Origin of the sequence: Actinomadura oligospora ATCC 43269, assembly GCF_000518265.1 — a bacterium.
Taxonomy (GTDB): Bacteria; Actinomycetota; Actinomycetes; order Streptosporangiales; family Streptosporangiaceae; genus Spirillospora; species Spirillospora oligospora.
This window is the reverse complement of sequence record NZ_JADG01000020.1, coordinates 98248-112076: the sequence shown is the minus strand read 5'-3', so window position 1 is coordinate 112076 and position 13829 is coordinate 98248. Positions and strand designations below refer to the sequence as shown.

Genomic DNA, 13829 nt, shown 5'->3' with positions numbered 1-13829 from the left:
GCAGGGCGTTAGCCTACGGTCCGGAACGTCTCGAATGTGAGGGGTGGACGGGTGCTGCTGCTCGGCGCGGGTCGGACGAGTGTGTGCTGGGCGGGTCGGCGCGTGGTCGAGGAGGGCCTCGTCACCGGCTCGGCGGGGAACATCAGCGTGCGCGTCCGGGACGACAGGGTGGTCGTCACCCCGGGCGGCGCCAGGCTCGACCGGCTGGACGAGCGCGACTGCCCCGTCCTCGAGATGGACGGACGCGTGCTGGAGGGCGCGCGGGAGCCGTCGTCGGAGACGCCGATGCACCTGGCGATCTACCGCGAGACCGACGCGGGCGCGATCGTGCACACGCACTCGGCCGACTGCGTGGCGGTCTCGGCCGTCCTGGACGAGCTGCCGCCGATCCACTACTACACGCTGATGCTGGGCGGGATCGTCCGGGTCGCCGGGTACGCGACGTACGGGACGCCCGAGCTGGCCCGCAACGTCCTCGCGGCGCTGGAGGGCGGACGGCGCGCGGCGCTCATGGCGAACCACGGCGCGGTCGCGCTCGGCCGCGACCTGGACGAGGCGATCCAGAACGCGCTGCTCCTGGAGTGGCTGTGCGGGGTGTACCTGAGGGCGCGGGCGATAGGCGAGCCGCGGGCGCTGACGGAGGCGCAGCTCGGCGAGGCGGTGGAGCGGTTCGCGGGGCCCGGTTACGTCCCTCCCGCGGGTCCGGCGGTCGCGCGGTTCGTGGGGGGCCGGGCCCGGCTCCTCCCGCCTGAACCCGGGGGTGTGTAACCTAGCGCTTGCTAGGTGACCCTGGAGTGAGGGGATGCCCATGTCCGACTTCGTGCTGGTCGAACGGCCCCGTCCGCACGTCGCGCTGGTCACGCTGAACCGGCCCGAGCGGATGAACGCGATGGCGTTCGACGTCATGGTCCCCTTCCGCGACACGCTCGCCGCGCTGTCCCGCGACAACGACGTGCGCGCGGTCGTCGTCACCGGCGCCGGGCGGGGGTTCTGCTCGGGCGCCGACCAGGAGTCGCCCGGCCGCATCCCCGGCATCGACGGCCTCACGGTGTCGACGATCGCGCTCCGCTCGATGGAGCTGCTCGACGACGTGATCCGGACGCTGCGCCGCATGCGCCAGCCGGTGATCGCGGCCGTGAACGGCCCGGCGATCGGCGGCGGGCTGTGCCTGGCGCTCGCCGCCGACATCCGGCTCGCCGCGTCCGGCGACGCCTACTTCCGCGCCGCCGGGATCAACAACGGCCTCACCGCGAGCGAACTCGGCCTGTCCTACCTGCTGCCGCGCGCGATCGGGTCGTCCCGCGCGTTCGAGATCATGCTGTCCGGACGGGACGTCGACGCCGCCGAGGCCGAGCGCGTCGGCCTGGTCTCCCGGGCCGTCGAACCGGACAAGCTGCTGGACGCCTGCTACGAGCTCGCCGAGCGGATCATCGGGTTCAGCCGTCCCGGCGTGGAGCTCACCAAGCGGATGCTGTGGGCGGGTCTGGACGCCGGGAGCCTGGACGCGCACATGGACCACGAGGGCCTCGGCCAGCTGTTCGTCCGGCTCACCACCCGCAACTTCGAGGAGGCCACGTCGGCGCGCAAGGAGGGGCGCTCGCCGCGGTTCGCCGACTGACAGGGTTCGCCGACCGGCAGGGTTCGCGGACTGCCCCTCGGACGCGCTGTGATCTGATGGGCGGGTGCCGAGCCTCAGCCACGAGGACGCGCTCGCCCGCCTGGCCGCAGCGCCCGTCGCCCGCCTCGCCACCGTCACGCCCGGGGCGGACGGGGCGGCCGGCCGTCCGCACCTCGTGCCGATCACGTTCGCCGTGTCCGGCGGCAGCGTCTTCACGGCCGTCGACCACAAGCCCAAGACCACCCGCGACCTGCGGCGTCTGGAGAACCTGCGGGCGAACCCGCGCGCGTCCGTCCTCGCCGACCACTACGAGGACGACTGGGACCGGCTGTGGTGGGTCCGCGTGGACGGCCACGCCCGCCTCATCACCGACCCGGACGCGATGGCCGTCCCGCTCGACCTGCTCGCCGCCCGCTACCCGCGCTACCGCGAGCGCCGTCCGGACGGCCCGGTGATCGAGGTCGTCATCGACCACGTCGTGGGCTGGACGGCATAGACCACGTCGTGGGCCGGACGGCCGCGTTCTGGGCGTTCTGGTCGAGGCGTCGGCCGCGGTTCCACAGGACGGTCGCGCTGACCCCGCCCAGGATGCCGAGGACGCCGAGGACGAACGTCCCCATCGAGTTCGCGACCGTCGAGCCCCACTCGGCCTTTCCGCCCTCGGCCTGCACGAACCGTCCGACGTCACGGACCCGGATCCGCTGCCCGGCGCGGACGGACGACTCGTGCGCGCCGCGCAGTTCCCGGTCACGCGCGTCGGGCGCGGCGAGGCCGTCGGCGGTGAAGCCGCCGTACCAGGAGCACGTCCTGCCGCAGCGCCGGACGTCGGCGGTGAAGGTGCCGGGACGTCCCTTGCCCGCGTGGGCCCGGCTCGTGGCGTCGCCCTGCGTGATCGCGCTCTCCAGGCACAGGCCCGCCCCGGCGAACATCGCCGCGGTCAGAAGGAGCGTCGTCGCCAGCCTGACCCACGGACGTCGCGCCCTGACCGGCTGATCCGCCTGTCGTGTGCTCATCGGACGGCTCAGTCCCAGGCGTCGGCGACGGCGTGGAGCCGGTCGGCGTACTCGATGCGGGACGCCCATCCGGCGGGCCAGGCGTCCATGCCGAGGTGCGCCCCGGCGAACGCCCCGGCCAGGCAGGCGATCGAGTCGGAGTCGCCGGAGCTGGCCGCGCCGCGCCAGATCGCCGACACGGGATCCTCGGGGAACAGCAGGAAGCAGTAGAGGCCGGTCGCGAACGCCTCCTCGGCGATCCAGCCCGCGCCGGTCGCCTCGCACGGGTCGGCGCTGCGGTCGGGGAGGGCGAGCGCCGCGTCCAGGCGGTCGAGGACGGCCAGGCAGTCGTCCCAGCCGCGCGCGATGAACGCTTCGGCGGACGGATCCTGGGAGTGCGTCCACAGCGCGCCGAGCCACGCTTCCCGGTACACCGTGCGCTGCTCGTTCGCGCGCTGCCGGAGCGCGGCGGGGAGGTCGGCCGGGGCCAGGCCGTCCGCGAGCCATCGGGTCGCGAACGCCGTCAGTTCGCTCGCGGCGAGCCCGGTCGGGTGCCCGTGCGTGAGCGCGGCCTGGAGTTGCGCCGCGCCCGCCCGTTGGTCGTCGCCGAGGCCCGGCGCGAGGCCGATCGGTGTCACGCGCATGTTCGCGCCGCAGCCCTTGGACCCCATCAGGGTCGCCTGCTGCCAGGGCAGGCCCCGGTCGAGTCCCTCGCAGGCCCGCAGGCAGGTGTTGCCGGGCGCGCGGTTGTTCTCGGGATCGTGCAGCCAGTCGATGAAGCGCCGCCGCCACATCGGCGTGACCAGGTCGGCGGTGAACGGCGGATTCCGCAGCGCGTCGACCAGTCCTTCGGCTACGGCGAGCGCCATCTGGGTGTCGTCGGTGACGAGCGCGGGCGTCCGCTCGAAGTCGCGCGGCCCGTCGAATCCGTACCGCTTGTGGATCTGCTTCATGCCGAGGAACTCGGTGGGCGCGCCCAGCGCGTCCCCGTAGGCCAACCCGAAGAGGCTCCCGCTCGCACGTTTCACACGTGTCATTGTGCCCCGGACGCGTACATACCGGGAGTCAGGCCGTCGCTGCGCCCGTGATGCCGACCAGGCCCGCCAGCCGCCTGCGGTGGTCGGCGGGCGGGCCGAACAACTCCTGCGACGCCCTCGCCCGCTTGAAGTACAGGTGCGCGTCGTGCTCCCAGGTGAACCCGATGCCGCCGTGCAGCTGGATCGTCTCGGCCGTGACGTGGAAGTAGGCGTCCGAGCAGAACGCCTTGGCGAGCGCGGCGGCGGTGGGCAGCTCCTCCGGGGCGTTGTCGGCGGCGTCCACGGCGTTCAGCATGGCCGAGCGCGCCGACTCCACCTGGACGAACATGTCCGCGCAGCGGTGCTTGACGGCCTGGAAGCTCCCGATGGCCCGTCCGAACTGCTTCCGCACCTTCACGTACTCGACCGTCATCTCCAGCCCGCGTTCGGCCCCGCCGACCTGCTCGGCCGCGAGCAGCGCGGCGGCCACGTCTCGTGCGCGCGCAAGGGCGGCGTCCCCGCTCTCGGTGAGGAGCCGGGCGGGCACGGAGTCGAAGTCGAGCCGGGCGAGCTTGCGGGTCTGGTCGAGGGTGGGGAGCGGGGTCCGGGTGAGCCCCGGCGCGTCGCCGTCCACCGCGAACAGGGCCGTCGCGCCGTCGCGCCTGGCCGTGACGAGGACGACGTCGGCCGTGTGGCCGTCCAGGACGTAGGTCTTCGTGCCGGTGAGGACGCCGTTCTCGGAGGACGTAGCGGGCGGGGCGTCCCAGCGGTCATCCTCCGTCCAGGCGAGGGTCGCGACGGTCGATCCGTCGGCGATGCCCGCCAGGACGTCGGCGGCCTCCCCCGAAGCGGCCGTGGCCAAGGCCGCCTCGGCGGCGGGCAGCGCGAGGCCGACGGTGGCGAGGAACGGACCGCAGAACAGGACGCGTCCCATCTCCTCGAAGACGACGGCGAGTTCGCGCGCCCCGAAGCCGGACCCGCCGTGCTCCTCGGGGACGGCGAGCCCCTGAAGTCCCAGCTCACCGGCCATCCGCCGCCACAGCCCCCGGTCGAGACCGTCGCGGGTCGCCATCAGCCGCCGCGCCTCGGCGACCGGCGCGTGCTCGGTGAGGAAGCGGCGCAGGACCTCGCGCAGCTCCCGCAGCTCGTCGGTCTCGACCAGGCCCATCGTCCGCCTCCCGATGTTGCGGCCAAACGCTTGCTTGGCAAGCATACGGGTCAGTCGATGGACGTGTCGTCCAGGGCCTCCAGCAGGATCCGCAGCGAGGCGTCGAACTGCTCGCGCCGCTCGGGCGTCAGCGCCGACAGCATCCGGGAGACGTTCGCGACGTGCGGCCCCATCAGGCCGTCGATCAGCTCCAGCCCCTCCGGAGTGAGCTGGATGAACACCGAGCGGCGGTCGGCGGCGTCCCGCACCCGCTCGACCAGGCCCTTCGCCTCCAGCTTGTCGATCCGGTTGGTGATCGCCCCGGACGTGACGAGGGACGCCTTCAGCAGGCCCCCCGGCGTCAGCCGGTAGGGGGCGCCGGACCGGCGGAGCGTGGCGAGCATGTCGAACTCGTGGTTCTCCAGCCCGTGCTCGGCGTAGAAGTCCCGGTTGGCCTGCTGGAGCCGGTGCCGCAGCCGTGCGAGGCGGCCGTTCACGCCCATGGCCCAGGTGTCCAGGTCGGGGCGCTCGTGCGCCCACTGCTCGAGGATCGCGTCCATCGCGTCGCCCATGGCGGGGTCCTCCCTGTGGCAGGTGTCTCAATGCTAAGAGACTTGACGTTGAAGCGCTTCCATGATGATATCTCAACGTTGAGATTATCAAGATGAAGGGGACAGGGCGATGAACTCCACGAAGGCCAGGCCCGCCCAGGCACCGGCCCGGACCCAGGCGACGGCCCAGGCCCAGGCCCCCGAGAAGGTCCCGCTGCGCCGCTGGCTGGGCGTGGGCGCGGTCGCGTCCGGGACGTTCGCGATGGTCACCCTCGAGCAGCTGCCCGTCGGCCTGCTCAGCGCGGTCGGCTCCGACCTGCGCGTCTCCGAGGGCGTCGCGGGCCTCATGGTGACCGTGCCCGGCCTGGTCGCCTCGGCCGCCGCGCCCCTGCTGCCCGTCGCGATCCGCCGCCTCGACCGGCGCCTCGTCCTGATCGGGCTCATCTCCCTGATGGTCGTGGCGAACATCCTCACCGCGATCGCCCCGAACTTCCCCACCCTCCTGGCCGCGCGCTTCCTGGTCGGCATCGGCATCGGCGGCTTCTGGGCGATGGCCGCGGGCATCGCGGTCCGCCTCGTGCCGTCCCACGCCGTCCCCAAGGCCACGGCCCTGACCTTCGGCGGCGCGACGGCCGCGAACGTCCTGGGCGTCCCCGCGGGGACGCTGATCGGCAGCCTCACCGACTGGCGCGTGGCGTTCGTGGCGGTCGCCGTCCTCGGGCTGCTGATCGTCGGCGCCCTGGCCGCCCTCCTGCCGTCCCTGCCCGCGGGCGACCCCGTCCGGCTGCGGGCGCTGGGCGAGCAGCTGCGCGTCCCGGCCGTCCGGACCGGCATCCTCGCCACGTTCTTCCTGGTCAGCGGCAACTTCGCCGCCTTCACCTTCATCAACCCGCTGCTGCGCGAGGTGGCGGGTCTTCCGAAGAACTCGGTCGGCGGCCTGCTCCTGCTCTTCGGCGCCGCCGGGATCGCGGGCAACTTCCTCGCGGGCATGATGCTCTCCCGCGACATCCTCCGGACGATCCTGACCCTCAGCCTGACCCTCGCCGCGGTCCTCGCCCTGTTCCCCCTGGTCGGTGCGAACCCGGTCGGCGGCGTCGCCCTCCTCGTCCTGTGGGGCCTGGCGTTCGGCGGCATCCCGGTCAGCGTCCAGACCTGGATCCTGCGCTCGGCCCCCGACGCCGCCGAGGCCGCGACCGCCCTCAACACCAGCCTCTTCAACCTGGCCATCGCCCTGGGCGCCCTCTTCGGCGGCCTGGTCGTCGACCACCTCGCACTCCGGGGCGTCCTCTGGCTGGGCGCCGTCCTGATCCTCGGAACCTCCACCGCCGTCTACCGGGCCCGCAAGCACTGACGGAACACGTCAGAGAGGCACCCTGGGGCGTCGGCCTCGGGGTGCCTCTCCTGTTGTTCGTCCGTCCCTGCCAGGCGGCGCGGCGGACGGGTGATCAGAGGTTGGTGTCGAGGGTGTCGGGATCGGCGGCCTTGAGGGCGTGGGCCATCTGAAGGCACAGGGTGTCGAGGAAGGCCTGGACGTCGACCTCGGTCTTGGCGCGGACGACCTCTTCGATCTGGGTTCGGACGGCGGTGAAGTCGGCGTTGGCGACGCCCTCGGACTCCAGGATGAGCAGCGTCCGGCGGGCCGCGTCGATGAGGCGGAAGGAGCCGTAGACCGCGGGGTCGTCCAGGAGCGAACGACTGCTGGCCAGGAGATAGGCGGCCAGCTGGGCGAGTTCGGATTCCCGGCGGCTGAGACCGGCCTCCCGGCGGGTGGACTCAGGCGTAGTTGTCATAGTGGACGACCTCGTCGATGTCGCGGCGCGGAGCGGGTTTCGGCGGGTGGGCCGGGTGACCGGCGGAGACCACCATGACGGGTTCGAGATGGTCGGGCAGATCCAGCAGCACCCGGATCGGGCCGGGAAGGAAGCTGGAGGACGGGCAGGCGCCCAGGCCGAGCGCGTGCGCCGCCAGCAGGAAGTTCTCCACGGCCATCGCCACGCACAACCTGCCCTCTTTGTGGGTCCGGGTGTCGCTCTCGTCGGCGGCGCGGGAGTGGTCGAGACAGGCGACCAGGATGAGCGCCGGGATCGCGAACACGCCGGGCGCGAAGGCGCGGACCGAGAGCAGGAGCTGAGGCCTCCGGACGATGACGAACGCCCACGCCTGCAGGTTCGCGCCGTTGGGCGCAGCCACCAAGGCGGCGGCGAGGGCCTTGGCGTCGTCGTCCGAGACGGGCTCGCCGGTGAACTCGCGGACGACGGCGCGCGTCCGGATCACCTGGAGGACCCCGGCGGGGTCGACGGCGTGTTCGGCGGGCGGCGGCGCCGGTGGCGCGGACGTCGCCTGTGGCGCGGCCGGCGCCGGAGGAGCGGTGTCGGTCGTCATGCGGACTTCTCTCCCATCTCCGCTCGGGCGGGCCGCCCTCGCGGGGTTCCTCGTTCGCCGGAGGCGGCACCGTTCACCGGGCGCGTCGCGGCGTTTCCCCGGCGGGTCACCAGGTCACGGGGATGGCCCGGGGGATCCGGAAGGCGGCGCCCTCCGTCCAGCGCAGGTCGTGGGCGGGGACGGCGAGGCGCAGCTCGGGGGAGTGGCCGGCCAGCGCGGCGACCGTGGCCTCGATCTGCATCCGGGCGAGCCGGTTGCCCGGGCAGAAGTGGCCGCCGTGCCCGAAGCCGAGCTGGCCCGGGGAGTCCCGCCCGGGGGTGAAGGCGTCGGGGTCGTCGAAGGCGGCCGGGTCGTGGTTGGCCGCCTCCAGCGAGACCAGGACGAGCTCGCCCGCCCTGATGGTCAGCCCGTCGAGGTCGATGTCCTCCAGGGCGACGCGCTTCGCGCCGCCGGTGGCCATCGGGGTGTAGCGCAGCAGTTCCTCGGTGGTCGCCGGGACGAGCGCCGGATCGTCCCGGACGGCCCGCAGGACGTCCGGGTGGCGCAGCAGCGTGACCAGCGCGCCGCTCAGGAAGCTCGACGAGGTCCGGTATCCGGCGATGTACATCAGGACGGCGAAGACCGCCAGGTCGGGTTGGGCGAGCACGCCGGGAGCGGCGATCTTCCTGACCAGGTGGTCGCCCGGGGCGGCGACGAGGTCGGGGACGCGGCTGAGGAAGTACCGGTAGATGTCCTCCTGGGCCGCGGACAGGTCCGCGAGTTCGTGGCGGGTGTGCTTCGGCCCCCACGTCAGGATGGTGTCGGCCCACGCGTTGAGCCGGGGCAACTCGTCCTCGCGCAGGTCGCCCAGCAGGATCCGGCCGGTGACCGCGAAGGGGAGCCGCAGGGCGAGCCCGGCCCGCAGGTCGGCGGGAGCGCCGCCGCGGACGAGTTCGTCGAGCAGCCGCCGGGCCTGTCCGACCGTCCACTCCTGGTGCCGTCTCACCGCCTTCGGGCCCAGCGCGTCCGCGACGACCTTGTGCAGGCCGGCCTCTCTGAGCGTGGCCATGACGTCCCCGGTGCCCTCGGACGCCCGCAGCGGCAGCGGCTCCTGCCGAGGGGCCCCGGGCTCCAGGGCCGCGGCCAGGCTCACGCGCGGATCGCCGAGGATCCGGCGGCCGAGGTCGTAGCGGGTGACCAGCCAGGCGCGGTCGCCGCTGACGGTGGTCACCCGGCACGCGGGTGGGCGGGCCGCGCGCGCTCCCGCGTACTCGGGAGCGAGCTCGAAGCCCCAGTCGCCGAAGGGGAAGGGAAGGGCGTCCGCGGACGCGTCCGTCTCGATCACGGCTACCGGCCTCCCTCGGACGGCCGCACGACGGCGTGGCCCTGCAGGGGCGAGACGTTCAGGTACGGCGAGGAGAACATCACCTCCGCCATGGGCAGCCGGTGGTGGTAGACGGCCACGGACGAGCTGACGCCGAGGAGCGCGGGGGTGTCGAGGCACAGCGGCATCTCGGCCGTCAGGTAGTTCTTGCCCTCCTCGACCTGCTCGTCGGTGGGCTCCTCGTCCTTCAGGAACGCGCTCAGCACCCTGCGGCTGGTCTGGAGGAACGCCTCGCGCAGCGCGGGGTCCCGCTCGACGGCCCGGTCGGTCTCGTCGCGCAGGTGGGTGTAGACGGGGTGGTCGACGAAGTCCGACAGCAGGTGGATGCGCTGCTCGCCCGGCGGGACGCCGATCTCCGCCCAGGCCCGCGCGACGCGCCGGTAGGTCTTGCCGACCTTGTGCCTGGCGTTCGTCCACGCGGTCTCCGGGGACTGCCCGAGCGCCTGGTAGGTGTGCACCAGGGACGCGTCGGGGACGATCGCGTCCACTTGGCCGAACGTCGCGCTCGCCCAGCGCAGCAGCGCCGTGAGCCGTTCCTGGTTGAAGTAGCCGTTGCCGGGGCTGACCCCTACGAGCACGTGTTCGGCCCGCTCGCTCAGCCGCGCGCAGTTCTCCGTGTACGGCGTCATGGTGAAAGGCGCGGTCAGCCTCTCCACGGCAGCCTCGTGCATGGTGGAACCTCCCCCCGAATGACCGATAACAACTTTCTGTATATCCACTATCACTCTTGGTTAGCGCACTGGTGAGTCCCGTGGGATAGGCGAGGTAAAGGGTGTGCGCCCGCCGGGTGGAGCCGCGGTCGCTCCCGGCAGAGGCGCTCCCCGGTGAACGGCCCCTCCGTGATGGCTGGACGTCACCTTGGCGTGGGCGGTATGACCACTGAAAGCCGCCATTGCCGGATTTAGCCATCAATGGCATGGTCGAGGGCCACCAGTGAAGTGATCTTGGTCGTGACGCTCCCCGCTTCGTGCGCGGCCAAGACCCCCGAACAGGAGCCCCCCATGCCAGCACGCCTTCGGGCGCTGGGCCGGATCATCGCGGCGACCGCCGTGGCGGTCGCCGGCCTCACGGCGGTGACGGCCGCGCCCGCGCGGGCCGACGAGCCCACCCCCAGCCTGGACAACTACTACATGCGCGAGGCCAACAACCAGGACGAGCTGATGCAGCGGGTGAAGGAGCTGGATGCCGAGCTGCCCAAGCTCGGCATCCAGAACATCCTCGCCGAGGCCCCGCGGACCGGGAAGCTCGCCGACGACAAGGCCTGCAACACGAGCGCGGTCGATGGCGGCAACCCGGTCAACGTCGACTTCAGCTTCTGCTGGGACACCGCCGACTCGGCGAACACCTCCGACTACGAGTGGACGCCGCAGGGCATCACCACGGTCGCGGACGCGCAGGAGGACAAGCACTGGGGAACCGCCCAGCCGCTGATCGCCACCTGGTACCAGGAGCCGCACGGCGCCGCCGTGGACGAGAAGTGCGAGTTCAAGGACGCCAACGGCGACTGGGCCGAGCAGAAGTGCGTCAAGGGCGCGCGGATCTCGATCATCGACCCGAACACCGGCAGGTACGCGCACGTCCTGCTGGCGTACCCGTTCCTCAACGACTCGGGCAACGCCACCTACATGAGCCTGCGCACCCAGCAGAACTCCGACGGCACGTCGCTGCACGCGGGCGGCATCGCCTGGTACGGCAACTACCTGTACGTCGCGGACACCGCGCGCGGGCTGCGGGTGTTCGACACGCGCTACATCCTCGACCTGCAGGCGGCGGGCGACAAGGGCGACACCACCAACAAGAAGCGCATCGGACGCCATGACGGCACGTTCTACGCGCACGGCTACCGGTACGTGATGCCCGAGGTCGGCGCGTACACCAACAACAGCCCGCGCCTGAACGACCCCGACCCGGACAAGGACGGCACGACCGGCGAGCCGTTCGCGTGCGACAACAACAGCTCGCCGAACACCTCCTTCGTGTCGATCGACCGCAGCGGCGCCGACCACCTCATCACCGGTGAGTTCTGCCGCCGGGACTCCGGCAACACCAACGGCCGCGTGGCGACGTGGGAGCTGGACGGCGACACCGGCAAGCCCAAACTGAACGCCACCTGCGTGTCCAGCACGCCCGGGCACCTGACGATCCCGTGCTGGCACGCCGACGGCGCGTACACCATGTACGCCGACAACATCCAGGGCGCGGTCCGGTACGACAACCGGTGGTTCACCAGCAAGAGCCGGGGATCCACCGGGGGGCTGCTCGTCCAGGGCAACCAGCCCGCCGGGGCGACCGGTGTCATCGAGGCGCGCACTCCGGCGAACAACATGGCCATCGGCCCTGAGGACCTGTCCTACTGGCCGGGCGGCGACGCCAACCGCAGCGGCATATGGACGCTGACCGAGCATCCCGGGCAGCGGATGGTCTACCTGACGCCCAAGCCCTGACCGACCCGGTCGAGCGCCGCCTCCGTGAGGAGGCGGCGCTCCGTCTTCCGCCGGGGCGAGACGCGCAGGATGACCGGAATCTGGCCAGAAGGTCAGCCGTAGCGCTTCATTTCGTGGAAGAAGCCCGGGACCTCCTGGAGCTCGCCGGACGCCGTCACGTGGTCGTACACGTGGCGGGCGACGGCGAGGTCGAGGACGCCGAGGCCGAAGGGGGAGAAGACGACGGGCCGGTCCGCGGGCGGGACGACCTTGCCGACGAGCACGTCGTACAGCGCGCCCGCCACGAAGTCGCGGTGGCCGACGCGCTGTTCGGCCAGGTGGGGGGAGGTGTTGGCCTTCATGCAGTGCTCGACGTCGTCCACCACGTTGCAGGACGCGAGGATGATCTCGGGGGACAGGTCGCGCAGCGACACGTGCAGCACCAGCGGGTTGTGCGCGAACCAGGCCGGGTCGTGGACGTGCGGCTCGCCCGCGACCGTCGCGAAGACGATCAGGTCGGACGAGGTGACCAGGTCCTCCGCCGAGCCGTGGACGGTGATCTCGCCGGTCTCGGTGCGCCCGAGGTACTCCTTGAAGCCCTCGGCGTGCTCCCGCTTCAGGTCGAAGACGCCAAGCTCGTCGAAGGCGAAGCCGTTCGCGGCCAGGTAGGTGTGGATGTACCGGGCGATCAGGCCGACGCCGAAGAACCCGACGCGGCGCGGGCGGTCGCCGCGGGCGTCGGCGATGCGGGCGGCGGCGAGGGCGGCGGACGCGGCGGTGCGGGCGGCGCTGATGATGGACGACTCCAGGCACGCGAACGGGTACCCGGTCGCGGTGTCGTTCAGGATCAGGACGGCCGAGGCGCGCGGGATGCCGTCCGCGACGTTCCCCGGGAACGAGGAGATCCACTTGATGCCGTGCGCGTTCACCTCGCCCTTCACCGACGCGGGCAGGGCGATGATGCGGTTGGCGGGCTCGTCCGGGAAGCGCAGGAAGTAGGAGTCGGGATTGACCGTCGCGCCCTCGCCGTGCAGCCGGTAGGCCGCCTCGACCATGGCGGTGACCTCGGTCTCGCGGCCGTGCACGGCGTCGTGCACCTGCGCGCCGGAGATCACGGCGAAGGACGGGGTCTGGGACATCAGGGGTCGCTCCTCTGCGGGTCGCGCGAATCGGGGATCGGGGCGCTCGGGCCGGGTCAGGCGCCCGGGCCGGGTCAGGGGTGGACGCCGAGGACGTCGGCGTCCGTCAGCTCCAGCCCGGAGGGTGCGGGCAGGTCGGGGAAGTGCTCGGCGAGCCAGCCCTCCTCGTAGATCGAGTCGAGGTAGCGCTCGCCGAGGTCGGGGGCGATGGCGACGGCGACCGGGCGGCGGCCTCCGGACGGGTGCCGGGCGGCGAGCCAGCGGGCGGCGCCGGAGACGACCGTCCCGGTGGAGCCGCCGAACAGGAAGCCGCGCGCGGCCAGCCGGTGGACGGTCCGGATCGTGTCGGGCTCGGGGACGCGCACGACCTCGTCGATGTACGACTCGTCCACCAGGGCCGGGCGGGTGCTGGTGCCGAGTCCCGGGACCATGCGGCGCTGGGGGATGTCGCCGAAGGTGACCGAGCCGACCGCGTCGATCGCGACGATGGTGACCGGACGGCCGCGTTCGCGGAAGTAGCGGGCGCAGCCCATGAGGGTTCCGGTGGTGCCCGCGCCGACGAACAGGACCTCCAGGTCCGGGAAGCGGCGGTCGATCGCGGGCGCGGTGCCGCTGTAGTGGGCGAGCCAGTTGTTGCGGTTGGCGTACTGGTTCAGCCACACGTGGTCGGGGCAGTCGGCGCAGAGCCGCCGGACGTGGGCGATGCGGCTGGCGAGGTAGCCGCCGTTGGCGTCCTGGTCGGCGATCACCAGCACCTCGGCGCCGAGCGCGCGCATCACCCGGATGGACGCGGGGTTGCAGCGCGGGTCGGTGACGCACAGGAAGCGGTAGCCGCGGTCGGCGGCGATCACGCTGAGCGCGATGCCGAGGTTGCCCGAGGAGGACTCGACGATCGTGGAGCCGGGGCGCAGCAGGCCGTCCCGCTCGGCCGCCTCCACCATCGCGGCGGCGGCCTTCAGCTTCACCGAGCCCGCGAAGTTGAACCCCTCGCACTTGAGGAGCAGCGGAACGTCGAGCACGGGACCGAGGTCCACATAGAGGTCCTCGACGTTGAAGTCCTGCGGCGAGGTGATGATGGGCACGCTGCCACCCTGGGGAGAAAACCGATCTCGTTGGCCGGAGGAAGTGGGGACGACACCATGGCGAAAGGGTTCGGAAGGCCTCTCGCCGATCCGTTGTACGAATGGCTCGAACGCAA

The 13829-nt window shown here is 72.3% G+C and carries 15 protein-coding genes; 5 read left to right on the top strand and 10 right to left on the bottom strand.

What is annotated here, in order from left to right:
* Positions 1-36: 36 nt before the first annotated feature.
* From P696_RS48700 to P696_RS0128195, 3 genes are all read left to right on the top strand, one after another.
* Positions 37-768, top strand: a complete 732-nt coding sequence (locus tag P696_RS48700; RefSeq protein ID WP_245627843.1) for a class II aldolase/adducin family protein — start codon at positions 37-39, stop codon at positions 766-768.
* A gap of 40 nt (positions 769-808) precedes the next feature.
* Entirely contained in the window at positions 809-1618 is an 810-nt protein-coding gene (locus tag P696_RS0128200; RefSeq protein WP_034487342.1) for an enoyl-CoA hydratase, read from the top strand.
* A 64-nt stretch (positions 1619-1682) separates the two neighbouring features.
* Complete coding sequence (locus tag P696_RS0128195) at positions 1683-2114, top strand: TIGR03668 family PPOX class F420-dependent oxidoreductase (protein WP_026414942.1); 432 nt, start codon at positions 1683-1685, stop codon at positions 2112-2114.
* Here the strand turns inward: P696_RS0128195 and P696_RS57035 are convergent.
* Genes P696_RS57035 through P696_RS0128175 form a run of 4 tightly spaced genes read right to left on the bottom strand, consistent with a single transcriptional unit; the run spans position 2083 to position 5345 of the window.
* On the bottom strand, positions 2083-2631 hold the full coding sequence (locus P696_RS57035) for a hypothetical protein (RefSeq protein ID WP_170026601.1): 549 nt from the start codon (positions 2629-2631) through the stop codon (positions 2083-2085). The two genes, P696_RS0128195 and P696_RS57035, sit on opposite strands and share 32 nt — an antisense overlap.
* A gap of 8 nt (positions 2632-2639) precedes the next feature.
* On the bottom strand, positions 2640-3638 hold the full coding sequence (locus P696_RS0128185; RefSeq protein ID WP_425394168.1) for an ADP-ribosylglycohydrolase family protein: 999 nt from the start codon (positions 3636-3638) through the stop codon (positions 2640-2642).
* Positions 3639-3675: 37 nt separating this feature from the next.
* Positions 3676-4794 (bottom strand): acyl-CoA dehydrogenase family protein, encoded by a 1119-nt coding sequence (locus tag P696_RS0128180; RefSeq protein WP_026414939.1) that lies wholly within the window; start codon positions 4792-4794, stop codon positions 3676-3678.
* Between the two features lie 50 nt (positions 4795-4844).
* Positions 4845-5345 (bottom strand): MarR family winged helix-turn-helix transcriptional regulator, encoded by a 501-nt coding sequence (locus P696_RS0128175; RefSeq protein ID WP_026414938.1) that lies wholly within the window; start codon positions 5343-5345, stop codon positions 4845-4847.
* Positions 5346-5454: 109 nt separating this feature from the next.
* Here P696_RS0128175 and P696_RS48695 point away from each other — a divergent pair, with 109 nt between their 5' ends.
* Positions 5455-6675 (top strand): MFS transporter, encoded by a 1221-nt coding sequence (locus tag P696_RS48695; RefSeq protein WP_051468278.1) that lies wholly within the window; start codon positions 5455-5457, stop codon positions 6673-6675.
* Positions 6676-6769: 94 nt separating this feature from the next.
* Here the strand turns inward: P696_RS48695 and P696_RS48690 are convergent, their stop codons facing one another.
* From P696_RS48690 to P696_RS48685, 4 genes are all read right to left on the bottom strand, one after another.
* Complete coding sequence (locus P696_RS48690) at positions 6770-7114, bottom strand: DUF6092 family protein (protein WP_051468277.1); 345 nt, start codon at positions 7112-7114, stop codon at positions 6770-6772.
* A complete protein-coding gene (locus P696_RS0128160) occupies positions 7098-7706 on the bottom strand; it encodes a nitroreductase family protein (RefSeq protein ID WP_084338280.1) in 609 nt (202 codons plus the stop codon). Before P696_RS0128160 ends, P696_RS48690 begins: the two co-directional genes overlap by 17 nt.
* Before the next feature lie 106 nt (positions 7707-7812).
* Positions 7813-9030 (bottom strand): cytochrome P450, encoded by a 1218-nt coding sequence (locus P696_RS0128155; RefSeq protein ID WP_026414936.1) that lies wholly within the window; start codon positions 9028-9030, stop codon positions 7813-7815.
* A gap of 2 nt (positions 9031-9032) precedes the next feature.
* Positions 9033-9740 carry a tRNA-dependent cyclodipeptide synthase gene (locus P696_RS48685; protein WP_051468276.1) on the bottom strand — a complete coding sequence of 236 codons (708 nt, stop codon included), beginning with the start codon at positions 9738-9740 and terminating at the stop codon, positions 9033-9035.
* A 330-nt stretch (positions 9741-10070) separates the two neighbouring features.
* On the opposite strand from P696_RS48685, the gene P696_RS0128140 reads away from it, so the two are divergent.
* A complete protein-coding gene (locus tag P696_RS0128140; RefSeq protein WP_026414935.1) occupies positions 10071-11513 on the top strand; it encodes a hypothetical protein in 1443 nt (480 codons plus the stop codon).
* Positions 11514-11605: 92 nt separating this feature from the next.
* Here P696_RS0128140 and sbnB read toward each other — a convergent pair whose 3' ends face one another.
* Both sbnB and sbnA read right to left on the bottom strand, forming a co-directional pair.
* Positions 11606-12631, bottom strand: a complete 1026-nt coding sequence (gene sbnB, locus P696_RS0128135) for a 2,3-diaminopropionate biosynthesis protein SbnB (RefSeq protein WP_026414934.1) — start codon at positions 12629-12631, stop codon at positions 11606-11608.
* Positions 12632-12705: 74 nt separating this feature from the next.
* A complete protein-coding gene (sbnA, locus tag P696_RS0128130) occupies positions 12706-13713 on the bottom strand; it encodes a 2,3-diaminopropionate biosynthesis protein SbnA (RefSeq protein ID WP_026414933.1) in 1008 nt (335 codons plus the stop codon).
* Positions 13714-13829: the final 116 nt, after the last annotated feature.